Source organism: Pirellulales bacterium (genome assembly GCA_035499655.1).
In the GTDB taxonomy this organism is placed as follows: domain Bacteria; phylum Planctomycetota; class Planctomycetia; order Pirellulales; family JADZDJ01; genus DATJYL01.
Genome location: DATJYL010000201.1, coordinates 1 through 24,219 on the forward strand (window position 1 = coordinate 1; position 24,219 = coordinate 24,219).

Consider the following 24,219-nt stretch of genomic DNA (forward strand, 5'->3'; position numbering starts at 1 on the left):
GCTTCAATGTGGCCGCGGCTGATCAGCCGCGGAAAGCCCGCGGGTGTAAGTTCTGAATTGCCAAAGAGCCAGAGACGATTCCACGAGCGGTCAGCACAACTGATAGCTGATCAGAAGCCATATCCTACCTTCTGCTTGCCGAAACCACTCTATGTACACAACTTGTGTTCCACGAGCGAGTCCCGGCGTTTCGAACACACCTCGCCGCTCGCTATCCAATTCGAACTAAAAAATAGCGCAGTGGCCAATCAACGAGTCACAAATACCGGGTATGAGCTAATCTCACCGGTCAAGTGTCGAGCCAGCAAACGAGTCTGTATTTCTAGTAAACGCCGATAATTCACACGATAACCAAACAACGGATGGGTGACCAGGGTGTCCATACGTTGCTCATACGCGCGAAAAAATGATTTGCGCCCCGCAGGTGTCAGTGCCACCGCTTGCCCGGTGCGAATAAAGTCGCCCGGCGTTACCATCCGCGTGTTAATGGCCGACAACACTGCGGAATCGGCAATCAATGGCCGAAACGGCTCCATCAAGTCCAGTGGAAGCGCGGCGCGACCAAACCGCGGCTGATGGTAAAACCCCAGGTACGCATCAAAGCCTACACCCTGGCAAACAATGGTCAGATCCTTGGCAAGCACGCTATAAGCGAGCGAGAGCAAGGCGTTCACAGGATCGCGAGGCGGACGACGATTGCGGTGCAAAAAGTCGAAGCTGAATTCGGTTTTTGCTCGGCTGGATGATCCCTCGGCCTCATCCACTTTGATCATTCCGGAAAAGTTCTCGAAGTACGCACGAGCCGCGCTGCCCTCGATACCCAATAATTCCTCCAGCGACTTGGCATGTTCGGCATCTTCTTGCATGCACTTGAGAAATGCAATTGGCCCGGAAGGTGGCTCCACATGATTGCGCTGTAACATCGTCCGTTGGTTGCGAATCTTTCCTGAGACGAGTGTCCGAGCCAATCGCAGACAAAACGACGGCTCATCGGCCAATCGGAATTGGTCGCGCCGCAGGTAAACATTTTTAACGCCCAGCCCTTGGGTAATTCCATAGAACCAGCCGCCCATTGAGAAGTAGGCAATCGGCACTTCATTTTCGCACAACGCCTGCAGCGCTTGTGTTGAAAGTTGAATGTTCCCAAACAGATTGATTTGGCATGTTTCACCAATGCGAACTTCCTGCACCACTTTGTCTTTCTCTTTCACCTTGAGCACATTGCCAGATTTGCCAACATGAAGTCCTTGGCTATTTAGATAAAGCGGCCGTAATTCGTCACGAGCGGCAACCATGCGGCGCGGCTCCACGTCGCTGCGATTGGCGAAAATTGAGTTCGATGAGCCAGCATCGAATAGCATTTGCTGCGGAGAGTGATTGTTTTCGGTGGCAGCACCATGACATGCCCACGTTTCATCGGGCAAGCATATGCCGACTAAGGAACATCGTGGGCATTTGGGACTATCGACCAGCGGCAATGGAATGCGATCGGAAGCAGCAGCCGCCCGGGCATAAGATAGCGATCGTAGTGTCTGAGCGACCAGGGCATCGTCAATCGGCACGCGCACTCGTTGCTTCGTGGCAACGTAGTACACGATGGCCTCATGGCAATCATAACCGTTGTCGCGCAGCACCAAAGCTTGCGCCGCCAGTTGCACTCGGTCGGCGTCCCACACTTCCGGCAGGTCCGTATCGGCATTGAGCCGTGGAGAGCCGCGCTTGTAGTCAATCGGCGTGACAGTCCCACCTTCGGCTTCGATTAGGTCAAGCTTGGCGATCAATCCGTGTGTGTCGCTAGAGAGAGTGACCGAACGAGAGTGAATGCGTTCAGCTGGATCAAGCTCATCGGCCGGCGCCAGTTCATCCTGTTGCCCATCGATTTTCGAGTGCCCCAGCGATCCCTCCACCGTTTCACGATTGTGGGCAAACACTCCCTCCACCCACTCATAATAGAACAACCGCGGGCAGTAAACGAACTCATTAAGCATCCGTGCCGGCAGATAATCTGGCGTGGCATTCGTGTTGATCATGAGGGCGCCTTGCTAAACAGAGGTCGGCGTCCATGCAGGATTAACCCTACAATTTGTGTCTATTTCTGGATCGGTTCGCTTTCAAACCACAATACATGCCGCGCCAATCGGCGAATACGGTTGGCCCAGCGCCGAAATTACCCGTTCCCCGCGCCCTTCCGTCGGTCCAAGATCCACGAACAATACCTGGTCTTCATTGTGCTTGATAATCTCTGAAAGCACGTGGCGACACTTGGCCAAATCAATGGCCGTGAATTGGCATTCGAAAACCGAGTACTGCAGGTGATCGCCAAAATCGCGCATGGCCTTGTAAACCTTGCGCAGGCGTTTGTCATCGCAAATGTCGTAGCAAACTAGATAAGTATTGCGCACGATTGGCACCAAATCTAATGTCCACGAGATCAACCTTCCGTGCCAAAAAAGTTCCGGATGACCATCCATTGAATTGGCGCGTTGACACCCCCCTAGTGTAGTTGAACCATGTCCCATTGCAACAATTATCTTCGCAGATTTCTAAGCAACATGCCTGCGGCTCGGAAGATTGCCTACCGACAAATAAAGCCATGCTCCCGGGCTCAACGAGCCGACCGTCGAACCAGGGAGCCATGCTTCCGCGATCTTATTCAGCTGAAATTTCAAGTTGCCAAAGACCATCCAACCGGCTCATCCTCCGGTGGGCAAAAGCCCCACTACCGATCCTCAGCGGCAAATAGGCCAAGGCCATAAAACCGACCGCCGCCGATACATATTGGCCCTGGAATTTCAATTATCTGGCCATCGACGTTTCGCCAGACAATTTTCACATGCCATCGTGAAAAACGCTTTAGATGATCGGGAACTCCATAGCGTGTTGCCAGATCTACCCCAGGCCGGAAACCACCTTGCCGCCATTGCAATTCCGCTTGCGCGGCCAGTTGTCGCGAAAATCCGGCTTGATGAAGGGCCTTGCGCAACAAACTTTCGATTCGTTCATCAAGTTTTTCCAACAAACGTTTCTGTTCTTGCGAATTTGTGACACTTCTGAGCCGGCGACGGCAGTGACTTGGGTCGTCATAACCAGGCAGAACCACTGGTGTTACTGTGGACCAAACTGAGGCAGGACCGAGGTAATGCTTAAGCATTTTTTCCGTCCGCGGAATTACCGACAGAATGGCTTGCGGGTTCTCGTATTTGTCAATTAATTCCGTGCCGGAAATGGCGCGACACGCCCAATCGATTTTCTCAAGACCGCCCTCTGGCAGTACGGCTACAAGTGCTCGGCGGACACTCCCCACGACAGATGCATTTCGAACGCCGCGAAACTCGATGGTGGGCAGAGGAATATAAGCAAATCGTCGGTTGCTCACCGGAATGTGATCAGCGCCTACTTTCTCGGCGTGACCTAACACAAAGGAACCTATTTGCTCCTCATTCCAACCGGATAATCGGGCAGCTCTTTTGGTAGCGCTTCGCATCATTCCCGCGACGGTCATTCCTCGCCGAACAGTGTCAAAAGCACAGTAGCCGCTTGCGTCAGACTTCAGCAACGAAAATGCAGCGAATTGCCGTATCAAAGGATCGGTCGCGCGACGATACCCGACGACACGAAATGCACGCAGTGGGGGCACCGGATTGAATGCGCCTCCATCAAGCCGATGCAAAAATCGCTCGTGCCGCTGGATTAAATCATTCAAAGTTCCTTCAATTGGCACGCGCAAAGCCGTCCCACCACCCGCGCTTAATACCCAGCGCTCGCCAGGAAGATCGTCGATTTGCTCCGACTGCATTTCTTTTGCATCGCCAGCCACCATATCAATTCCCCAGCCTAAGTGAGTAATGCTTCGAGCGGCAGTTTTGAGGATTTCAGAGTGCATTTGTAACTTCGCTTGGTCATTAGCAAAAGGATATAGATAATAAACCGTATCGCCGCCGCAAAGGTGGACTGGACGAATGTCCTTTTCGACTCGGAACTTCACCATACTCGTTTCCGTATCTCCGCGAGCCCACGCTGCTGTCACCAAGTCTCCGGAGTTGTTAGGAACATACATGCGATAACCAAAACTCTCAGGCGAAATCTTTGGGGTCACAATCGAAGGTTGAATCGCTTCAAGCCATTGCAATGCCGGGCACGCTAAATCTTGGAATTGGTTTTCACGCCAGCGTGTAGCCGAAGCGCTCACCAGCGCCTGGAACAATCGCAGTGGCGACGGCGGCCATTCGGGGCTACCGTCATCGCCCCGACCGTGGAATCTCGGCATGGGGTCGAGGAAGCGCAGCATAACGCAGAGCACGGAAGTCATCCGTTAGCCTCCTGCGGCATTGCAGTTGCTTCGGCTTTCTTTGCCGACTTTTTCCGTGTTCCTTTAACATCGCTCTCACCTCTAATGTCCATAACCGCTAGCTTAGGGTCAAATGTTACTTCTTTGCTTTCCCCAACACCGAAGGTCTCGGCTACCACAGTGGCATATTTCAACGCATCTGCCAGCGTTATTTTCAGGGCTTCACGTTTGCCGTCAGAATGCACCAAGCTGAATACACGGGGCTTTTCGCTCGATACGAGATTGCACCCCTGCCGAAGATATGTGGAAGCATTGGCTGTGAATGCGACGAGCGACAGGCCGAAGATGTATCGGCGTAAAGCGTGTGTTTTTCCCGTATCGCTGCCAGCGTTGAGCAATCGTAATGCGGCGAGGCTCAAAATCGCATCCCGACGGATTTCGCCGGTTACGATGACGCCACCGTGCGAACCAGTTGCGGGGACGTGAACGAAGCCGCGTTCTGCGTAGGCGTCTTTCAGCTTTGTGTCAGCAGTGTCTTCCAATAGCTTATCACCAATGTAATCGGTCGAAGGATTGTATTGCGCTGAACGCTTGAGTCGTCTGACATCGAATGCCCGAATTGTAGACGCCACCAAACGGGGTAGTTTTGCCTGGGTATCGCGCGAATCCCAGACGCCGAAAACCAGCGAAGTTGGCGCGATTTTGGCGAGTGGTTCTGCGTTTCCTTTCAGGACCGCTTTGAAAGCATCCTGCAATTCCTTCTGTAGCGGTGTGCAACGGACAAGTGCATCTCCAGCCCGATGACCAGCGTCCAAAATACTCACGGACTTTTCGCCTGCCCGCACAGAAATTTGCGGAATGAGATGAGCATAGTCCGGTTTGGCGAACATCGGCTCGATTCGGTTCGCTTGCGAACCAACGCTATCGATGAGGCAAACGTTTTTCTCACCCTCGGGCGGATCAATATTGTAACCACCAGGAAACACTTTCTTGTCTTCCGCCGCGGCATATGTCGCTGGGAATATCACTCCATCTGGTCCTTCGACAGGTTCGAGGAATTCGCGGATGATCAACGCGGCAAAGTTGTCAGTCGTCAGCCAAGGATCGAACTGAGCAGGGTCACTCATCGGAACCTCCAGTTAAAGAAATAGCGGGCAAAAAACTCTTTAGGTACTTAGTGCGGTACAGCAAGCGGAACTCAAATCGCTTCGCGCCCGAAAGCGGCAGTACCCCACAAGCAGCGGGCATTGCGACTTGTATAGGGAGTGGTTGATTCCAGGTCGTATATAGGAACCGATTCTCCCCTTTAATTTCTGCGGGGCGAAATCGTTGCAATCCGACAAATGCGAGCAGTTCTAGCGCGGGTCGGGCTGAAGTTCCGATCCGCGTCAGAGCGCTTGCCGCCAGCGGATCGAAACTAAAGCCAACATCGACGGCATCCCCTTGCCCGCCTAGATCGGAATCAAAGTTGAACGGCAGACCGCACTCTTTAGCCAAGAACGTCAAGCATTTTTCGGTTCGCCATTCGGCAGCTTCCAAAGCTTGTTTCATAGACGTAGCGATATCGAGAACCGATTGCCGGCCTGCCCAAGTTTTGAATCGGCTCCCGCCGGCATAGCCGTCAGTGAACCAATCGAGTGTAATATCGAAGGGAGCCTTCAGAACAATGGATGCCTCGCGAAGCATTGCTCCCAGCGTCTTTTCCTCGTCTTCAACTCCGGGTGTGCTTTTTCGCTCCTTCACTTTCATCGCGGTGATTTCTTTAAATCGAACATGTTGAGCCTCGGTCATCGTGTTTGTCAGACGGCAACTTACGAAAGCATCTAGCACCTTGCATAATGCTCCCTCGCACTCAATGCAAAACTCCCCCTTTTCAAACCATCCTTCCGCGCGTGGCCACAGTCGATCGACCAGTTCCAGCAGACCGCAGCAGGCGAAAAATTGGCCCGGGTTAGTCGGATCGACATTGATGCGAATGGCTTCGCTCATTGCTTATCCTCCGTCACGAATCCCTCCGGGCTTGGTTTGGCACTGGCGGCATAGTCAGCGGCGCGGAGCAGCGACTCCAAATATGCCAGGCCCCACCGTCCGTATTTGCGCTGCAAACGGGCAAACCGCCGCGGCACTGCGGTTGCGATTGTGGCTAAGTTTTGCCCCTTCGGCTCTGGATCGAAGGCTTCGTCCGAATCGCCATTCGATGGAAAGTGAGGCCGCCCACGGCCGTGATGGGCGGCAATTAGATGCAACACCAAATCTTGCATATCTTCGGTCAGCCTCTGCAACTCGGCGAGATGCTGTTGCTGCTGATCCAATACATCGACGAGAGAACCAAATTCGTGACGGTAACCGGTAATTTCTCGCGGCTTCAATTGGCCGCCGTAGGGCAAACGACCAGACTTGGCATATTTTTTCTTCGGGTAATCGTCATTGCCAATGCTTCGCTGCCAAACGCTGCGACATTTTCCCAAATCATGGAACCGCGCGGCCAGAATTAGTGCCGCGCGCAGCGCCGGCTTATCCCGCAATAGTAAGTCAGCCAACCTCTTTGCTTCCTGTTCCACGTCGTTTGTGTGATGATCCAAAGTTGTGGCGTCGTGGCTTGTCTTGGATCCATCGTCATCGGCAGATTTAGGACGCGTGAACCAGAGCCAAGACCAACCTCCCGTGTCCTCGTCATCGCCTGGGGCAGGGATGTAGATTGATCTAATCAACCGCATCTTTTCGGTTTCCGTTTCGAAGTCGTCATCGTCAGCGTTGCCGCGCCATCGACGTCGGATAGACATTTTCTTATCGGTGTACCACTGGTCCGACACGTCGTATTCGATTGCTTCTGAGAAGGGTTCATCTCCTTGGAGGAGTCCGCCACTAAATCCACCTGCATGCGGCGGAAGTAAGACCGTGCGGCCGCCCAGGGGAATTAGAGGTTTGTTTTGCTTATCCTTTTCAGCGAGTTTGACGAGGGGATAGATCGCGATGGAACCATCCGGTTCAATGACCCAGGCAGAGAGGCGCAAGTTGGGTTCTCGTTTTGCATCTCGTGCAGCGATCTTTTCAAACTGCTCGAATACCTTGTTCTTGCCGTAAGTCGGTCCGCTCAGTTCTTCGTGCGGCTTTAGCGGGTATAAATCGAGAATGTCTTCCGGTTCAAGCTTGTTCCTTTCCAGAACCTCAGGGGTGAGCAGTTCAACTTCTTGTCGCCAGGCGATTATGGTCTGTGGCGGATCGTCACTAATGCCGTGCAGGTAAGGCTCGACGACGGGGCGACCTGGAAGCTTATCCTTGATGCTGGTCATTGCCCAGGCATCGAAAAGAATATCCGACGTGGGCAGAATCGTCGCTGTGGGGGCAAACGCGGCGAGGCGGTCTTTCAAATTCAATTCTCCGAAAGCGGCAGGACTGCCATTGCCCTTCAACCGCGTAAGCAATTCCAGCGTTGCCTTTAACCGTGATTCAAAATCGTCTTTATCGTCGAACTCATTTGGGTGAACGATATCAATGCGGGTGTCGTCGCGGTCGCCGAAACGATTTACGCGGCCCAAACGTTGAGCCATGCTCTCAAACGTGGATAGATCGCAAGCCAAATGGTCAGCCGAAATGTTGATGCCAACTTCACCGGCACTCGTGCAAACGAGATAGACGGTTTTATTTTCGCGCTCAGCTTTAGTTAAGAAGCGTAGAAAAACAGGCTTGTTTACTAACTCATCTCGTTCTTTGCCTCGAAGCGTGCCGGTTAGTGTTTCAACAAAGTCTTTCCCGGCCGCCTTTCGGAGTTTCTCGGCCACTTTTTCGACCGTATCGACAGTACGTGCGAATACTAGAATCGCCCGATTGCTGTCTTTATGAACCAGTGCCAACTCGGCAAGCCGGTCGGGCAATTTTTTTTCCTCACGGACTTCGAGAGGGACCGAGACCAGCAGTTTTTTGGCCCGAATACGCTTTTGTATGACTTCGTTTCTTTCGTCTTCTTCAGTCAAACTAAAAACGTCGCCGCCACCGCGCGGTGTGGCCGAAAGTTCAATTACCTTAAGATGATATTTCTCACCCAATTCTGATGGTTCATTCCGTTGCTCATTCTCAATCGCAATTAGCAACTCCTGAAAGGGCTTTTCCAGGTGTGCCTCGTCATGCACCAGCAGCACGTCTTGCCCGAGGAAACCCGCATGCAGCGGCTTCGATTTGAAACCACACCCATACCCGCTAAATAACAAGCGGCTGCCGATCATGTCCACGGTGCCAACGATGATGGTAGGCTTGGATGGGTCGGCAGACCACTCGCGGTTGTCTTCAAATTGCCCGCGCAGTGTGCTGATGGCCAAGGGGGGCTCGTCGGCTTGCAGCGCGGTTGCGGAAAGCTTTTGCAGTTGGGCTTTCAAGGCTGCCAATTGCCGATTGTTGTTCGATTTATCGCCGAGCTTGTCGCGTAGCTTGTTTGCCTCGTCGGTAGCCTGATCGACCACCGTGCGTCGGTTCACCACATATACCAAACGGCGCGGGACAATGTTTTCCGTATCGTTGGCCAGTGCGATTAACCAACAAGCAATGACCGACGTTTTTCCGAGGCCGGTTGGGAGACTGCATGTTTTGATTTTCTCAAACCTGCCGGCCGCCAGATGTTCGTACCATACCCGCTGCCACGGAAACGGCGGATTGTCGGTGAGGGCTTCGAATGAAGCAGCAAAATCAAGTTGCCGGTTTGTCACGATGACTACCCCCCTCATCAAGAAGAACAGGTACTATACCGCAATGGCGATGGTATACAAGAGTCTAGCAGTGCGATTTCCGGCCTTTGCACGTCAGCAACTCGCTGGACTTGCCTCAAGACTCGTATACTTCCTCAAGGAGTTTACTCATTTCAATTGGCAAAACTACATTCCGGTCGTGTCCACCCAAGGAACAACAAGGAAAGTGTCGGCATGACGCAGTCAAAGAGTTTTTGGAAGTGTTGGCCAGATTGATAGTTCGACATCACTTCCGCATGCAATCCATCGATTCGACAAGAAATAGCCAACAACATCCCCACGAAAAGTTGACAAAGGCCAGAGCCCTGCGTCAGATAAATTAAACCGATTCCGTCAAAACCAAACCGTCTCAGCTTTTCCACTAATCCACCTCGCTCGGCACATCGTAGTGGTTATGTTTTGTCGAGTGTGCCTACAAATCCGTCCATAGGATTTCACCATGACCAATCTCCTTGATGAATTTCGTGCCCGGTATCAACGTTGGTGGACGGCATTTTACGGCAGTGGCCCATTGTACTGTTTGCCCAAAAAGGCAATTGAGTTTCTCTCGGCAGGAACGAGTCGACGCAAGCTATTTGTGGGAGCCGCTGATGCCGAGGCTGAGTGTGCCTTTCTCGCGCTCTGTGGCGCGCACGATTCAATTGGTGTCTGGCGGTCAGCGCCTATTGTTTACCCGTGCCTGATGCCAATGAAAGAGTGGCCTGAGATTAACAAGATGAAATCCATGGGCTGGACATCACAGCAGATAGCAAGCGTCAGGTCGATGGCGGGCAAGACTCGGAATATTTGGCGGCGACTTAAGGGCTATGTGGGTTGGCTCGTCCTCGATCCAGACTTCGGTAAGCAGCGTGACGAACTCGCGTCCACTTGGAATGCATTGCGTTCGGATGAACAACCCGGTTTCCCTTTAGCTCGCAGTTGTAGTTTGCCGACCGCGCCACCCGAAGCTCGAAAAGTCGGCGCGGAGGCGGCTGAGTTTCAAACAAAGCTTGAGCAATTCCTAACTCATTGGAGCCTCACCAAGATGGTAACGTGGGATCTACCGGAGCCCCAAGGGCCCCTCATCCCTGCTCTAATCAAGCTCGACTCACCGGCAATGCCTCGCCACGGCTTACACATTGTTTTGCCGACTCACTATCCACTGACGGGCGATGACTCGCTGTTGGAGGAGATTCGTGAGCAGCAGTTGCAAATTGCTCGCGAGCTGGGCTTGGACCGCACCATCGCAGGATTGCCCCACTTCGACGCCTATGGAAAGCTTTTCGAAGTGCACCACTTGGAAACGACTATAAGAAGCCGTTATAGGCAGCCGAGGGGCGGCTTTGTGCTGCAGATGGAACAGGCCATTGCGCAGACTCTCGGGTTAAATCTTTCATATGTCCAAAAGCTGCGCAGGACGATTTCTGCAATCCAACGCGGCAAGCGATCCACGATCAAGTGGCTGAGCGCTAAGAGCCGGGCATAAGCTAGCACGATCTTGGCAATTCTCAAGGTCGCAAAAAGTTGGACCTGATTTTGTTGTTTTCAGGTCCGAGCTTTTTCCCGTCGAAGCCCAGATGATTTGGCAACAAATCTTACTTGGCTCGGCAGGGAATGGCCGCATGAGCAGTAACAGAAAACGACTTTCGCGCGATGAGCTTGAACGCGCCTTCGGCAATAAAGTGCCGCCCATTCTCAGCCCCGAAAAGCTGGCGCAGCTACTCGGGCTGAGCGTCAAAACCATGTATGCATGGATCGCAGCCGGACGGTTGGACGGAGCATTCCGCAAACGCGGCAAGCACATTCTCATCTGGCGGGATCGTGCACTCGACATTCTCTTTGATGGACCGGATTGGATGGATTAAATTATGAATAATGACAACGAAAACAGAATTCAGATTGGTGACCATGTCACCATTTATCGCCGCGGCAAAACAGGAATTTGGACTGCCGAATATTGGTATAACCGCCAACATCGGCGAACCTCGCTTAAAACGCGGAATCTACGGATTGCGCGACATAGCGCAGTTCGTATGGACGATCGACTAGCGCAGGGACAAAATCCAGTAGATCGTCCGATCCAAAAAGGAATCACCCTGCGGCAGGCAGCCGATGACTTCGTCGAGTATCTCATAACCGAGGACCGCCGGCGTAAGACTATCATAAAGTACAAAGGTGTATTGAAAAAATTCATAACGTTTTCTAATTCAGTCCAGGTGGCTCGAATAGCAAACGTTGATCTCTTGCTGATTGACCGCTACCGCGCATTCCGTAAACCGATAGTAAGTGAACGCAGCATGCACAATGAGGGGGTCATACTCAAAACATTTCTCGAATGGTGCGCTGATCGACGACTGATCGCAGCCAATCCCTTGTCTTCCCGTCGATTTCGTCGCCCCAAAAATGAACCTCGTGGCGGTCCCAATTTGGATCAGGTCAATGCTATCCTCGCTATTGCTGATCGAGATTTGATGTCGATTATTGCTGTGGCGGCTTTTACTGGGCGCCGCAGTGGAGAGATTCAGCACTTGCTGCTCGACGACGTCGATTTCCAAGGAAATTGGATTTACATAGTCTCCCGGCCAGGTGCGGAAACAAAGACCGGCAACAGCACCAAGGTTCCAATTCACCCGAGATTGCGGGCCATCTTAGAGACATTGCCGAAGACAAAGCGTAGGTGGTTCTTTACCGCAGCGCCGAGCGTGCAATATCCCGAAGGTGGCCATCACTTGAACATGCGGGATATCAACGAACGCTTTCAGAAGCTGCTGAAGATATTAACGATACCGGCTGGCAAAAAGCACGGCGGCTTTACGTTCCATAGCCTGCGATCGTTTTTCAAAACATTTTGCGTCAACGCCGGTATTCCGCGTGATGCCGTCGACAAATGGCAGGATCATGCAGGCGATCGACGGCCGACAGCCGGCGATGGGTACTACCAACCCTGGGACGAGGAATCGCAGGAATTTATGAAGAAGGTCCCCTTTGGGGACGGCAAACCGGCGGCAGATGCCGGCAACTAATTGGAGGGTTTAGTTATGAAGTCAATTTTTTCAATCGCGTTCGGTTTAATCCTGCGGACTTGCCTGGTGTCGAACAACGCCATCGCAGCGCGGTGTGCCGACGTACGTGACAGTGAAGTAACCAACCGGGACAAATCCTGGACAGTGGGGGTGCTCGAAAACACCTGCCTTCCCGAAATTAATCTACCGTCAGCAGTTACGGCGCGCTGTTCTTTTCAAGCGGAGGGCACGGGATTCGAACCCGCAACCGGTTTCCCGGCATCTGATTTCGAGTCAGACCGCTAGCCATTCGCTTACCCTCCGGGGAAAATTCTAATCAATTGCCGGCTGCTCGAAAAGCTGTTGTAGAAAGGCCAAAGGGTTTCGCTACGCGGCTGATACTTCATTCTCCTCTGTTGACAGTTGCACCAGGGGAGGCAGAGAATTGCAGCATTCTATGAGTATTTGTTCTCAAGCGTCGGGAGTTAACCTGTCATGCGTAATTCGAATAAGCGAAATTTACGGCGTCGCTTATTGTGGTTGCTGATCGTCTGCGGAGGACTTACGTTAAGCAACATAGGCTGTGGCGGCGACGCTTATGAAAAGCAGTTTGACGATAGTTTGCAGCACTTGAAAAAGACGGGTTTGCCATTAGGCCAAGAGCCTGCTCCGCCTGCCGATGGAGCAGCAACAGGGGCAGCTTCCAATCCCGAGCCGCAACAACCGCCCCCGAATTAGGCGGCATTCTCAGAAGTGCATTGACACAGTATGCGCAATGATGTTCGGAAGAGAAAAATCCCGGAGTTCCAGCTTGAGCCCATCACTTAGGTGTGCAGCCTAAGAGAATCTAAAGGCAGGTCAAACAAGGAACTCCGGGAAAACATCGGGAAGAATCACCAATTTATTGGCGAAAATTGGATACTGCCTATTTCCCTCCGAAGCGAGCACGCAGCGCCAAATTAGTTTCTAGGACGTTCACCAAGGGGACTCCAACGGTTCCGCCTAAAGGAGCCGTGGCGCTGTCACGCAATTGCTTTTCGATTTCCTTGTGTACGACGGCTTCGTCGGTGCTTGTTTTCTTGGCCCAGGCGGCCGCGACGCGATCTAATTGCCACAGCGCGTTATCCAAAGTGATGTCGGGATCGAGACCGGAGCCAGAGGCCATCACCATATCGGCCGGCACAGTTTGCAATTCAGCATCGGGATGTTCACTCAGCCACATATCAAAGAAGTTCGATTGGATATCGGCTCCATCGGACACCGGCTCCACGCTGGTCGTTGACTTGCCGTCGGGGCCCGGTTTCGTGACAACCGACAGGAATTTGCCGGGGTTCACCTTGGAGAAATTCTCAAAGAAAACCACGGCCAAGTCTGCGGGTGCCGGTGAGTCATTATCCGGATTATCCGCCTTGAATTTAGCGACGATATCCGGATGCGACTTTTCCCAATCGAGCACGTATTGCTGCTGCGGCGTCGGGTTTTTGTCATCGTACGTCGTGCCGACCCAGTTTTGTGCGACGGTATTGTGGGCATCGGCCCATTGCGCAACGACCCCCGGCTTGCCGCCGAACTGATCCTTTTGGAACCACGCTTCGATATCAGGTGCGACAGGTTGTCCTTTCTTCTCTCCGCTGTTGTATTTCACAATTGGGCCCAGCGCTTTCGCTACTCGGTCGCGCAAGAGGTAGTTGTTACCACCCCAGTTCGAAGCGCCGGATGCCGCGCCGTTATACGAGGCCGCCGACGGGCGCGGTTGGAAGTATTCGTCGGAAGTGAACGGTTGAGCGATCAGCCGCGAGCCAATTACTTTGTCACTGGCATCGACAACTAAGCTGCCCTGCGCTTTATCGTGGAACAGCGTTTGGCCGATGATCAGCAAGACCAACGGATAAAGAATGCAGCATAAGACAATGGTCAGAAACAACAGCCACAAGTTGGCACGAATATGAGCGGACATAATTTCAATCTCCGAAATAACTGATTTTTTGATATTTAATAGTCCCGAGCTTTTTAACGTGACGACCGTTTACACCATATGAAGAGCCGTCAGTACAAGGTCGATCAGCTTGATGCCAATAAAGGGCGCGATTACGCCTCCCAGGCCCCAAATCAACAGGTTGCGACGCAGCAGGGCATCTGCTCCCACGGGACGATATTTAACTCCCTTTAATGCAATCGGAATGAGAAGCGGAATGACAATCGCGTTAAAAATCACGGCTGACAAAATCGCTGACGTGGCCGAGTGTAAATTCATGATGTCGAACGGCTTGAGCCACGGCAACGTGGCCGCAAACAACGCCGGGATAATAGCGAAATACTTCGCCAGGTCATTAGCGATGGAAAACGTCGTCAACGCTCCGCGGGTCATCAACAACTGCTTGCCGATTTCGACGGTTTCGATCAGCTTCGTGGGATCGCTGTCTAAGTCCACCATGTTTCCTGCTTCCTTGGCGGCCTGCGTGCCGGAATTCATCGCAATGCCCACGTCGGCTTGCGCCAGCGCTGGGGCGTCGTTGGTGCCATCACCCATCATGGCGACGAGCTTGCCACCCGCCTGCTCTTTGCGAATGTATTCGAGCTTTGCCTCGGGCGTAGCTTCGGCCACGAAATCGTCCACTCCGGCCTGGGCGGCAATTGCCGCTGCGGTTAGCGGATTGTCGCCGGTGACCATGACGGTTCTGAGTCCCATGCGCCGCAAGCGTTCGAACCTTTCGGAAATGCCTGGCTTTAAAATGTCTTCCAATACCACCATTCCGGCGATGCGGTTTCCGTCGCAGACCAACAGGGGCGTAGCCCCTTTGCTTGCCACTTCCGCGACCATGACATCCGTATTGGTCGGTGCGGAACTGTTTTGTTTCTTGACGTGCCGCAGAATGGCATCGGGCGCGCCCTTACGAATTTGTCGACCATCGGGCAGATCGATACCGCTCATTCGTGTCTGGGCGCTAAACGCTATGAATTGCACTCCGGGGGGAGCTGAGCCGTTGCCCACCGGCGACTGTTCCAATTGATGAAACAGTTCTACGATGCTCTTTCCTTCTGGAGTCTCGTCCGCCGCCGAAGCCTGCGCCGCCAGGCTTCCCAACTCGGTGGCACTAAAGCCGTCGAACGGAACAAATCGCGTCGCTCTCCGGTTGCCGATGGTAATCGTACCTGTTTTGTCCAGCAATAACGTATCGACATCGCCCGCCACTTCCACCGCCTTGCCGCTTTTGGCCAGAATGTTTGCTCGCAAGGCTCGGTCCATCCCGGCAATGCCGATGGCCGCCAACAACGCGCCGATTGTCGTGGGAATTAAACACACCAATAGCGCGACGAGTGTCGGCACGTCAGTCCCAAGGCTTTTCAACGGATGATCAATGCCCAGAAAGTCCTTCATGTAAAGCTCGGCGTTGAGCGCCATGGGCCAAAGGGCTGCGGTAACAATTAAAAAAATCAAAGTGAACGCCGCCAATACCAGCGAAAGTGCAATTTCGTTGGGTGTGCGCTGGCGGATTGCGCCTTCGACAAGGGCAATCATGCGATCCAAAAACGATTTGCCAGCGCCAGCCGTGATTTGTACGACGATGCGGTCCGACAAAACCCGCGTGCCGCCGGTGACTCCCGAGCGATCGCCCCCGGCCTCGCGGATGACCGGCGCTGATTCGCCGGTAATGGCCGATTCATCGACTGAAGCCACACCTTCGATAATTTCTCCATCGCCGGGAATAATGTGACCGGCTTCGATGACCACTCGATCTCCGGCTTGCAACGCCGTAGAGACGGTTTCCTCGACGGCGCCATTTGCTTTCAGGCGGAAAGCGGGCGTGGCTTGCCGCGTTTTTCGCAGGGCATCGGCCTGAGCTTTGCCACGAGCTTCGGCCAAGGCGGAAGCAAAATTAGCGAATATGACGGTCAAAAATAGCCAAATATCTAGGGCGATGAGATACCCTACGCCCGCTTGGCTGCTATAACCCAGCAGAGCTCGGATGGTGAAGATCATGCACAATACCGTGCCCACTTCGACCACGAACATTACCGGATTTTTCCACTGGATGTCGGGCCGCAACATCACGAACGATTGCTTCAAGGCCGCCTTGGTCAGCTCCGGCGCGAACAAACCTGCTCTCCGGCTTTGCCGACGGGCAAGTTTGTTTTGTTCTGGTGAATTCTCGTTTGTAGCAGGCGTCTGCTGCGAATATCTGGCCGTGCTCGAAAGCTGTTCAAGCGTTGAGAGCTGATCCATTGTGAATGCACTCCAAAATCTATTGATAAATACGCCTATGGCAGGGTGAAGAATTCCACACACGCGCGGCCTTAGCCGCCAAAGGGTAATGGGCCGAAATGTTCTGCAACGGGGCCGAGCACCGCGGCGGGCAAAAACAACAAAGCACCCACAAGAAGGATTGTGCCTAACAGCACAAATCCGAACGTAACGGTGTCAGTTCGCAATGTGCCCACGGTGAACGGAGTCGCTTTTTTAACCGACAGACTGCCGGCGATTGCAATGGGCGCAATGATCGGAATAAAGCGCCCCAGTAACATGACTAAACCGCACGCTATATCCCACGCCCGTTGCGGGGCTTTTGCGGGAGCATCGTCGGCGGCAAAGCCCACGGTATCCCCCAGGCCTTCGAAGCCGGAGCCGTTATTAGCTGATGCCGAAGTGAATTCGTAGACAATTTCTGAAAAACCGTGAGCGGCTGGATTGTTTTTGGTGCCAAAACCCCAGTCCGTTGCGACAAACAACCCGGCGGGGATCAGGATCAAAAGCGGGTGAGCAAGCATGGCGAACGACGCCAATTTCATTTCCTTGGCTTCCACCTTTTTGCCTAAATACTCCGGCGTGCGCCCAACCATTAGGCCGGCGATGAAGACGCCAATAATGAGATAAATCAGCAGGTTAATCAGCCCCACGCCAACGCCCCCCCAAATGCAATTCAGCCACATGCCCGTTAGCGGCGTGATTCCCGCCAACGGATTCAGGCTATCATGCATACAATTCACCGAACCGTTGGAAGTGTTCGTTGTCAGCGCGGCCCAGGTCGCACCGGCCGCGGTGCCGAAGCGCAGTTCTTTACCCTCTAGATTTCCGAGCGATTGATCAACGGGCAAACCTGCCACGGCCGATACGTCGATTTCGCGCAAGCCGCCTTCGACGGTGGAATCGGTCGCGTGATATGTTTGCGCTGGATGGGCTGTTAAGGCGGGATTCGGACGCTCGGCATCCCAATACAGACTCCAGCCGAGTGTAATCAACGAAAGCACCAGCATCACTCCGAAGATGACCGCGGCGTGTGGATAATTTTTGAGCATTTTGCCGAACATCACCAATTGCGCCACGGGAATCAAAATGATTCCCATGCAAGTTAGTAAATTCGTCCAGCTATTGGGGTTTTCAAACGGATGGGCACTATTGGCGCCGAAGTAACCACCGCCGTTGGTGCCAAATTGTTTCACGGCAACGATGGCTGCTACCGGACCGCGGGCAATTAGTTGGGGGTTGGCATTGCCGGCATCGTTGGTACCCATCGCTCCTGTTTCAACCGTAGCCGCTTGAGCTGCACCATCCAGGGTCATTGGCGAACCGCCCCAAAGCAGAAGCACGCCAACGATGAGATTCAGTGGAATGTAAAAGTAGGCGACGCCTCGCCACATATCTAAATAGAAATTTCCCATGGTCTTGTCGCCGCGCAAGCCACGAATAATGGCCACTAAAGCAGCCAAGCCAATTACCGGCGAAAGAATTTGCTTCCAGCAGACGAAAAAGATTTGGGTGAAATATGAGAAGTGCACTTCGCCTGAATAGTGCTGCTGATTCGTGTTCGTCATGAATGAGATGGCCGTGTGAAAGATTGTGCTCGGCGACAGCATTCCTTTTCCGTCGGGATTCAGAAACGATGGATGGTACGGCTGCGTGGCCAGTACGGCAAAACCCACGACGAATGTCACGACATTGAATAACATAAACGCCCAGCAGTACTGCTTCCAATATTGTGGCCCCGTGTCCACACGGCTTTCGATCCAGCGCAGAAATCCGGGGATGCGACAACGGCCCTCAAACACGTAGGCCATGTACAGGCCCAGCGGAATGGCGAGGACGAATGTGATAGCGAAAACAAATACCGGCAAAGTCCACATGGAATGAACCTTTTCCTCTTTAGAACCATTCAGGGCGCAAAAGCGCCGTGAACAGATAGATAAACAACAACACTGTCACGATGGCGGCAAATACGATCATGATTTAGTCCTCTAGACTTTGTCGCAGCCTTTAATCAGGGCGAACATCAATCCCAGGCCAATGAGACCCAGTAAAAATAAACCAGGTATCCAGATTGTTAGATTCATGTCGAATGCTCTATTAAATTCGTACAGAATGGCTGCACAACAGAACCAGCGATAGAGGGCTGCACATGCTGGAACTGGGGATCAAGCGCCGATTTGTGCCTGTTCGACTGCAACTATTGAGTTGGTTCTAAATCCTGAAGCGCCGTTTACCTGCGCCGCCGGATAATTTTGGTTTGTGGAACCGATCAAAGACTTTTCTAGTTTGGTCGCCCGCTTCGGTGCATGCCCGAGGCTACGGACAGGCATCTCGAGCATCTGATGAAATCCTGCCAAAACCGCTAAGACTGCGCAACCCAACGGAAGCACTGCCAAGAGCAGCCCGACCACGGAACCTTTGGGTACAAAAAGGTCAAACAAAATCCCAATCGCTGTGAGCGCAACCGAAGCCACGAAAACCGCGCCCATGCCGATCAGCCTTGTTTTTTGATGCACTGTCATAATGCACACTCCATTCGCAACCATTGCTGAGCCGTGGGGGCAATTCTGGTTGTGACAATCTGTCAGGCGTTCTTACGGCATCTTTTCTGCACGCTTCCTATTGCATCCTTCGTGCCGGCATCACAAGGCGCCATGTAAGTCGTATAATTGCCTATGGATACGAGAAACGACCCTCTTTGAGAACTCGTTGGTTATTGCAAATTGCACGATTAACGCATTGCAAATTGCACGATTTTAGAACTCGGCGTTAGGCTTTAATTTGATGAATGTCTTGGTTGTCGATGACGACTCGGGCCTGCGACGTACCATGCGCCTCTCGCTGGAATTGCTGGGGCACACTGCCGTGGAGGCACGAGATAGTTCACAGGCCATTCAATGTTTAGAGCGTCGGCCATTTGATGTGGCTTTTCTCGATTTGCGCCTTGCGCAAGAGCAAGGCTTAGATTTGCTGCCGCAAATGTTGCGGCTCGCGCCCGGCTTGCAGGTCATCGTAGTCACCGCTTTTGCGACGATTGAAACCGCCGTCGAAGCCATGCGTCGTGGGGCTTTCGACTATCTTCCCAAGCCATTCACGCCAGACCAACTTCGCGTTCTACTAGATCGCATTGCAAAAATGCGCAAACTTCAATTCCAAGTCGAGGAGCTCGAGGAGCAGGTTCGCTCTGTCGAGCCCGAAGTTGATCTGCAAACCGAAGAACCACAAATGCGGCAAGCATTAGATGTGGCTTTCAAGACAGCACCGACCGAGGCCACCATTCTATTGCGGGGAGAAAGCGGCACCGGAAAAGGCGTGTTGGCGCGTGCCATTCATGCCCGCAGTACCCGTTCTGCAGCGCCGTTCGTTACGATTCACTGCCCCAGTTTGTCTTCAGAACTACTGGAAAGCGAATTGTTTGGGCATGTTCAAGGCGCGTTTACTGGAGCAGTTCGAGATACAACCGGCAAAGTCGCCGCAGCGGAAGGTGGAACTTTGTTCCTCGACGAGGTCGGCGATTTGCCGCTTCCTTTACAACCCAAGTTGCTGCGGCTACTACAGGAAAGGGTGTACGAGCGAGTTGGCGAAACGCAAACGCGAACCAGCAATGTGCGCGTGATTGCAGCCACAAATCGCCACCTGGAAGCCGAAATCACCGCTGGACGATTTCGCGAGGACCTCTTTTACCGTTTGAATGTGGTTGAAGTCACAATGCTCTCGCTCCGGCAACGACTAAAAGATATTTTGCCGTTGGCGGAGCATTTGCTGCGGTTTTTCGTCCGTCAGAATGCAAAAGCTATCGCGGGATTTGCGCAGGAAGTGCGAGATGCAATGGTACGTTATCCTTGGCCAGGAAATATCCGCGAACTCCGCAACGCCATTGAGCGTGGGGTCATTCTGTCTCCGGGCCCGTGGATCGAACTGAGTCATTTGCCTAGCCAAATTGGCAATCCTACTGCACTAGATTCTGCGGCGCTGGATTCCAATTCGCTGGACCAGATCGAAGCGGAGCATATCCGTCATGTTCTTGCTTCCAGCGAAACCATTGAAGCAGCGGCGGAAAAGTTAGGCATCAATCCTAGCACTCTCTATCGAAAGCGCAAACGATACGGGATATGACGAAGCTGTAAGTTGTCGATGTCTCCGATAAGGATCGGCGGCAATCGAAGCTGAAGTATTTTAACTACGGGGTGTAGCAGTGACTTTCCGGCAACGCATCATCGTGGCTTTGATTCCACTGCTGATTCTGCTTGCAGTCATCGGAGGAACGGCCACCATTTTGATCTACCGCATTGGCACACGCATCGAGGAAATCTTGCATGAGAATTATGACAGTGTCATTTACATGCGCAACCTCAATGAAGCTTTGGAGCGCATCGACTCGTCATTTCAATTTGCCCTAGCCGGCCGCGAGGACGATGCGTTCAAGCAATACCAAGCCAATTTGACGCCTTACGATGCCAATTTGAAAGGGGAACAAGGCAATATCACTCTGCCAGGAGAAGCTGAATTAGTTGAGTCGCTCACGATGTTTAGCAAGCAATATCGAGAGCAGGGTGATGCTTTTTATAAGCAGGCCAAAGAGTCGCGAACATCGCTTTATTTTTCACCGGAAGGTCAACCTGGGCTGTATGATTCCTTTCGAAAAATCAAAGAAGTATCCAGCAAGATACTCAAGATGAATGAGGATAATATGCATGATGCGGACCAGCAAGCGCGCCGCATGGCGCACTTGTCGCTGTGGTGGTATGGAGTTGGCCTTGTTCTGGGGGTTGCCCTGGCCGCAGTCTTGCTAGGCAGTACGATTCGCACAATTCTTTATCCCATCCGAGCACTCACCGATTCCGCCACAGCCATCGGTCACGGCGATTTGGATCAACTGGTATCGGTATCGTCCGACGATGAAATTGGGGCGCTAGCAAGCGCATTCAACACGATGGCCCGCCAACTTCGCGATCTACTCCAATCGCAACGAGGTCAATTAGTTCTCGCACAGCAAACCGGACAAGCGACGATAAATTCTTTCCCTGACCCAGTATTGGTGATTAACCGGCAACATGAGGTTGAAATGGCCAATCCAGTGGCTCGGCGTTTGTTGGGCGTTGTGCCGGTGTCAGAGACCGGAAGCGCTTCCACAAAATGGGAACCGCCGGCCGCCTTGCGACAGCCTTTGGCCGACAGCTTTCGCGAGCAGGGAGAGTATTTGCCGCAAGATTTCGATAAAGCTATCAATTTGCGAACGGGAGACGAATCGCGTTCGTTCTTGCCGCGAATTGCACCGATTCGTGATGCACATGGAATGACTCGCGGCGTGGCAGTTTTGCTGCAGGATATTACCCGCTTTCGTCTGTTGGACGAAGTGAAAAGTAATCTTGTGGCCACGGTCAGTCATGAATTGAAAACTCCTCTGACCAGCATTCGGCTTGCTTTGCACTTGCTGTTGGAAGATACGACCGGACCGCTTTTGCCAAAGCAGCTCGAATTGCTGATCGATGCCCGCGATAATGCCGAGCGAATTTTGGTAATGATCAATAACCTGCTCGATCTGGCTCGTTTGGAACAAGCGCCGGGGCAATTGCATTTCCAGCCGTCGCGGCCGGGGGCACTGATGCGATCCATGGCTGAATCGTTCCGACCACGAGCGGCGGAGCAAGGCGTCGAGCTCTCTCTGGAAGCGCCTGCTGATCTGCCACAGGTTGCGGTTGATGTGGACCAACTTCAGCATGCGCTGCAAAATTTGTTAGATAATGCGCTGGCATATACGCCCCTGGGAGGGCGAATCAAGCTGGCCGCCAAACAAGTTGACGGGAAGATTGCTTTCTCCGTGACCGACACAGGCCGCGGGATTCCGTCCGAATACATTCAATCAGTGTTTGAAAAATATTTCCGTATTCCGGGGAGTTCCGTTCCCGGTGGCAGCGGCCTGGGGCTGGCTATAGTCCGAGAAATTGCTACGGCGCACGGTGGTTCTGTGGAGTGCGAAAGCGAGCCCGGTAAAAAAACAGTCTTTCGCATGTTCCTGCCGATCTTGCAAACCACAGATTCGGCCGGTGCCCGGGCCTAAGCTCCATCGGTTTGAACATCTGCCCAATGAACAAGGAAGCCGCAGTGTCCAACGATCAAACTCAACAGAAGCCAGAGCAATTTCTCGATCTTATCCGACGCCAACAGCGGGGGAGGCTGAAAATCTACCTGGGTTTTGCCGCCGGAGTGGGTAAAACATACCAAATGCTCCAAGAAGGCAACCGGCTGCGTAGGCAGGGCGTCGATGTGGTGATTGGCCTTGTGGAGACGCACGGTCGCACAGAAACGATGGCCCAAGTCGGTGAGCTGGAACAGGTTCCGCGCAGGAAAATTGAATATCGCGGTGTAACACTCGACGAAATGGATACCGACCAAGTGCTCGCACGGCATCCTACGATTGCCTTGGTAGACGAACTGGCGCATACCAATGCTCCGGGAAGTCGCCACGCGAAACGCTATCAAGATGTCGATGACATTCTCAAAGCGGGGATCAATGTCATCACCACGCTCAACGTTCAACACTTGGAAAGCCTGCACGAGATTGTCGAGCGTGCCACGGGCGTGCGCGTCAAAGAACGAATTCCGGATTATGTTGTGGCAATGGCCGATCAGATCGTCAATGTGGATTTATCCGCCGAGGACCTGCGCGAACGACTGCAGGCAGGAAAAGTATATCCCATGGAGCGCATTCCGACGGCCTTGGAGAATTTCTTTGCCGAGGAAAAATTAACGCAGCTTCGCGAGTTGGCAATGGAAGAGATTGCCTTTCGCTTGGATCGACGGCGTCGGGAGCAAGCGCAGCAAGGCGCCGCAACAGCTTCCGGCTCGGAATGTGTAATGGCTTGCCTCAGTTCTCGAAGCCCGCGCGCCGATGCGCTGTTGCGCAAGGCCGCTCGTATTGCTGATCGGATGGGGGCCCCTTGGTTTGCCGTTTATGTACAGACGCCCAGGGAGGCACCGGAAAAGATTGATGCCGCGACTCAGCGCGTCATTGCCAACAACCTTGAGTTGGCCTCGCAATTAGGGGGGACATCGCTGCAATTTAAGGGAACGGACCTAGTGAATGCGATCGACGCCTTTGTCAAGGAATACGGAGTCACCCACATCGTGTTAGGGCGTAGTCAAAGGGCTTGGTATCGCCGTTGGTTCAACCAGTCGGTCATCGATCGCCTGCTGCAGAGTGTTCGCGGCGTGGATGTTGTGGTGGTAGATAATGCACCGATAACGGAAGATTAAGGCTTACAAAACCAGCCGCCAGCCCGCTCATTGGAAGATTTATCAAAGCACGAGGAATGGAACCGAATCATTCGGCGGGCTGAGTATTGAAAATTCGGTCGCCGGCGTCGCCCAAGCCAGGCACAATATATTTTTTGGCGTTTAACTCAGGATCGATGGCGCACACATAAATCTGTGTGTTGGGAAACTGAGAAAAGACTTCGTCGATTCCTTCTCGAGCAGCGATGATTGCCAACAGCTTTGCCTGGGGCACGCCCCACTCCTTCAAGGTGGCCAGAGCTGCCACGGCGGATCCGCCGGTGGCTAGCATCGGATCGAGAACCAAAGCCACATCGACCGGATTCGTTCCTTGCACACGGCTGTAGTATTCCACGGGTGTTGCCGTCTTTTCATCGCGGTACACGCCCAGGTGCCACACTTCTGCGCCGGGGATCAAGTTCAACACAGGATCGACCATTCCTAAACCGGCCCGCAAAATGGGAATCAGCCCAATGCGTTGATTCAACACCTGACCGGTGGTAACGGCCAGCGGGGTTTGCACATGGGCTGGCGCCAATTCAAGATCTTGGGTGGCCTCGTAGGCCAGCAATACGGCCAGGCGTTGCACCAGCACGCGAAACTCGGCCGGCGGCGTGCTAACATCGCGCAAGTGAGCCAGATGATTGGCGATGAGCGGATGCTGGACTTCAAAAATGCCCGACATGCGCTGCT

At 53.2% G+C, this 24,219-nt stretch carries 18 protein-coding genes and 1 tRNA gene; 7 read left to right on the top strand and 12 right to left on the bottom strand.

From position 1 onward, the window contains the following. Nucleotides 1-248 precede the first annotated feature (248 nt). The 6 genes from cas1 to cas3u all read right to left on the bottom strand — a co-directional run bounded on the left by cas1 (nucleotide 249) and on the right by cas3u (nucleotide 9,006). On the bottom strand, nucleotides 249-2,030 hold the full coding sequence (gene cas1 / locus VMJ32_14875) for a CRISPR-associated endonuclease Cas1 (protein ID HTQ40307.1): 1,782 nt from the start codon (nucleotides 2,028-2,030) through the stop codon (nucleotides 249-251). An 81-nt stretch (nucleotides 2,031-2,111) separates the two neighbouring features. Further along, complete coding sequence (cas2, locus tag VMJ32_14880; GenBank protein HTQ40308.1) at nucleotides 2,112-2,402, bottom strand: CRISPR-associated endonuclease Cas2; 291 nt, start codon at nucleotides 2,400-2,402, stop codon at nucleotides 2,112-2,114. Nucleotides 2,403-2,719: 317 nt separating this feature from the next. Beyond that, complete coding sequence (gene csb2 / locus VMJ32_14885; GenBank protein ID HTQ40309.1) at nucleotides 2,720-4,309, bottom strand: type I-U CRISPR-associated protein Csb2; 1,590 nt, start codon at nucleotides 4,307-4,309, stop codon at nucleotides 2,720-2,722. After that, the gene (gene cas7u / locus VMJ32_14890; GenBank protein ID HTQ40310.1) at nucleotides 4,306-5,415 is read right to left on the bottom strand and encodes a type I-U CRISPR-associated RAMP protein Csb1/Cas7u; all 1,110 of its coding nucleotides are present in this window, start codon (nucleotides 5,413-5,415) and stop codon (nucleotides 4,306-4,308) included. Before cas7u ends, csb2 begins: the two co-directional genes overlap by 4 nt. Continuing rightward, nucleotides 5,408-6,277 (bottom strand): type I-U CRISPR-associated protein Cas8c, encoded by an 870-nt coding sequence (gene cas8c, locus VMJ32_14895; protein HTQ40311.1) that lies wholly within the window; start codon nucleotides 6,275-6,277, stop codon nucleotides 5,408-5,410. Before cas8c ends, cas7u begins: the two co-directional genes overlap by 8 nt. After that, nucleotides 6,274-9,006, bottom strand: a complete 2,733-nt coding sequence (gene cas3u / locus VMJ32_14900; GenBank protein HTQ40312.1) for a type I-U CRISPR-associated helicase/endonuclease Cas3 — start codon at nucleotides 9,004-9,006, stop codon at nucleotides 6,274-6,276. The genes cas8c and cas3u overlap by 4 nt, the downstream gene beginning before the upstream one ends. Before the next feature lie 460 nt (nucleotides 9,007-9,466). On the opposite strand from cas3u, the gene VMJ32_14905 reads away from it, so the two are divergent. The 3 genes from VMJ32_14905 to VMJ32_14915 all read left to right on the top strand — a co-directional run bounded on the left by VMJ32_14905 (nucleotide 9,467) and on the right by VMJ32_14915 (nucleotide 12,029). Beyond that, the gene (locus tag VMJ32_14905; GenBank protein ID HTQ40313.1) at nucleotides 9,467-10,492 is read left to right on the top strand and encodes a hypothetical protein; all 1,026 of its coding nucleotides are present in this window, start codon (nucleotides 9,467-9,469) and stop codon (nucleotides 10,490-10,492) included. A 91-nt stretch (nucleotides 10,493-10,583) separates the two neighbouring features. After that, nucleotides 10,584-10,871 carry a helix-turn-helix domain-containing protein gene (locus VMJ32_14910; GenBank protein ID HTQ40314.1) on the top strand — a complete coding sequence of 96 codons (288 nt, stop codon included), beginning with the start codon at nucleotides 10,584-10,586 and terminating at the stop codon, nucleotides 10,869-10,871. Nucleotides 10,872-10,874: 3 nt separating this feature from the next. Continuing rightward, complete coding sequence (locus tag VMJ32_14915) at nucleotides 10,875-12,029, top strand: tyrosine-type recombinase/integrase (protein HTQ40315.1); 1,155 nt, start codon at nucleotides 10,875-10,877, stop codon at nucleotides 12,027-12,029. 220 nt (nucleotides 12,030-12,249) lie between these two features. On the opposite strand, the gene VMJ32_14920 is transcribed toward VMJ32_14915, so the two are convergent. Beyond that, a tRNA-Ser gene (locus VMJ32_14920) sits at nucleotides 12,250-12,331 on the bottom strand. A gap of 172 nt (nucleotides 12,332-12,503) precedes the next feature. On the opposite strand from VMJ32_14920, the gene VMJ32_14925 reads away from it, so the two are divergent. After that, on the top strand, nucleotides 12,504-12,746 hold the full coding sequence (locus VMJ32_14925; GenBank protein ID HTQ40316.1) for a hypothetical protein: 243 nt from the start codon (nucleotides 12,504-12,506) through the stop codon (nucleotides 12,744-12,746). A gap of 187 nt (nucleotides 12,747-12,933) precedes the next feature. On the opposite strand, the gene VMJ32_14930 is transcribed toward VMJ32_14925, so the two are convergent. The 4 genes from VMJ32_14930 to VMJ32_14945 all read right to left on the bottom strand — a co-directional run bounded on the left by VMJ32_14930 (nucleotide 12,934) and on the right by VMJ32_14945 (nucleotide 18,773). Then, nucleotides 12,934-13,965: a potassium-transporting ATPase subunit C gene (locus VMJ32_14930; GenBank protein HTQ40317.1), complete on the bottom strand. Its 1,032-nt coding sequence runs from the start codon at nucleotides 13,963-13,965 to the stop codon at nucleotides 12,934-12,936. A gap of 69 nt (nucleotides 13,966-14,034) precedes the next feature. Then, entirely contained in the window at nucleotides 14,035-16,233 is a 2,199-nt protein-coding gene (kdpB, locus tag VMJ32_14935) for a potassium-transporting ATPase subunit KdpB (protein ID HTQ40318.1), read from the bottom strand. A 71-nt stretch (nucleotides 16,234-16,304) separates the two neighbouring features. After that, nucleotides 16,305-18,128 carry a potassium-transporting ATPase subunit KdpA gene (kdpA, locus tag VMJ32_14940; protein ID HTQ40319.1) on the bottom strand — a complete coding sequence of 608 codons (1,824 nt, stop codon included), beginning with the start codon at nucleotides 18,126-18,128 and terminating at the stop codon, nucleotides 16,305-16,307. 288 nt (nucleotides 18,129-18,416) lie between these two features. Next, the gene (locus VMJ32_14945; GenBank protein HTQ40320.1) at nucleotides 18,417-18,773 is read right to left on the bottom strand and encodes a hypothetical protein; all 357 of its coding nucleotides are present in this window, start codon (nucleotides 18,771-18,773) and stop codon (nucleotides 18,417-18,419) included. A gap of 262 nt (nucleotides 18,774-19,035) precedes the next feature. Between VMJ32_14945 and VMJ32_14950 the strand changes: the two genes are divergently transcribed. The 3 genes from VMJ32_14950 (at nucleotide 19,036) to VMJ32_14960 (ending at nucleotide 23,508) form a co-directional block, all read left to right on the top strand. Continuing rightward, nucleotides 19,036-20,367: a sigma-54 dependent transcriptional regulator gene (locus VMJ32_14950; protein HTQ40321.1), complete on the top strand. Its 1,332-nt coding sequence runs from the start codon at nucleotides 19,036-19,038 to the stop codon at nucleotides 20,365-20,367. Nucleotides 20,368-20,446: 79 nt separating this feature from the next. Next, entirely contained in the window at nucleotides 20,447-22,312 is a 1,866-nt protein-coding gene (locus tag VMJ32_14955; protein HTQ40322.1) for an ATP-binding protein, read from the top strand. A gap of 44 nt (nucleotides 22,313-22,356) precedes the next feature. Next, nucleotides 22,357-23,508 (top strand): universal stress protein, encoded by a 1,152-nt coding sequence (locus VMJ32_14960; GenBank protein ID HTQ40323.1) that lies wholly within the window; start codon nucleotides 22,357-22,359, stop codon nucleotides 23,506-23,508. Between the two features lie 67 nt (nucleotides 23,509-23,575). Here the strand turns inward: VMJ32_14960 and upp are convergent, their stop codons facing one another. Next, the gene (upp, locus tag VMJ32_14965; protein HTQ40324.1) at nucleotides 23,576-24,211 is read right to left on the bottom strand and encodes a uracil phosphoribosyltransferase; all 636 of its coding nucleotides are present in this window, start codon (nucleotides 24,209-24,211) and stop codon (nucleotides 23,576-23,578) included. Nucleotides 24,212-24,219 lie beyond the last annotated feature (8 nt).

Bases quoted from the DNA above. Each gene is read 5' to 3' on its own strand.
- kdpA (HTQ40319.1), bottom strand. From the start codon at position 18,128: ATGTGGACTTTGCCGGTATTTGTTTTCGCTATCACATTCGTCCTCGCC.
- upp (HTQ40324.1), bottom strand. From the start codon at position 24,211: ATGTCGGGCATTTTTGAAGTCCAGCATCCGCTCATCGCCAATCATCTG.
- VMJ32_14930 (HTQ40317.1), bottom strand. From the start codon at position 13,965: ATGTCCGCTCATATTCGTGCCAACTTGTGGCTGTTGTTTCTGACCATT.
- VMJ32_14910 (HTQ40314.1), top strand. From the start codon at position 10,584: ATGATTTGGCAACAAATCTTACTTGGCTCGGCAGGGAATGGCCGCATG.
- VMJ32_14925 (HTQ40316.1), top strand. From the start codon at position 12,504: ATGCGTAATTCGAATAAGCGAAATTTACGGCGTCGCTTATTGTGGTTG.
- cas7u (HTQ40310.1), bottom strand. From the start codon at position 5,415: ATGAGTGACCCTGCTCAGTTCGATCCTTGGCTGACGACTGACAACTTT.
- kdpB (HTQ40318.1), bottom strand. From the start codon at position 16,233: ATGGATCAGCTCTCAACGCTTGAACAGCTTTCGAGCACGGCCAGATAT.
- cas8c (HTQ40311.1), bottom strand. From the start codon at position 6,277: ATGAGCGAAGCCATTCGCATCAATGTCGATCCGACTAACCCGGGCCAA.
- csb2 (HTQ40309.1), bottom strand. From the start codon at position 4,309: ATGACTTCCGTGCTCTGCGTTATGCTGCGCTTCCTCGACCCCATGCCG.
- VMJ32_14950 (HTQ40321.1), top strand. From the start codon at position 19,036: ATGAATGTCTTGGTTGTCGATGACGACTCGGGCCTGCGACGTACCATG.
- VMJ32_14905 (HTQ40313.1), top strand. From the start codon at position 9,467: ATGACCAATCTCCTTGATGAATTTCGTGCCCGGTATCAACGTTGGTGG.
- cas3u (HTQ40312.1), bottom strand. From the start codon at position 9,006: ATGAGGGGGGTAGTCATCGTGACAAACCGGCAACTTGATTTTGCTGCT.
- VMJ32_14945 (HTQ40320.1), bottom strand. From the start codon at position 18,773: ATGACAGTGCATCAAAAAACAAGGCTGATCGGCATGGGCGCGGTTTTC.
- VMJ32_14915 (HTQ40315.1), top strand. From the start codon at position 10,875: ATGAATAATGACAACGAAAACAGAATTCAGATTGGTGACCATGTCACC.
- cas1 (HTQ40307.1), bottom strand. From the start codon at position 2,030: ATGATCAACACGAATGCCACGCCAGATTATCTGCCGGCACGGATGCTT.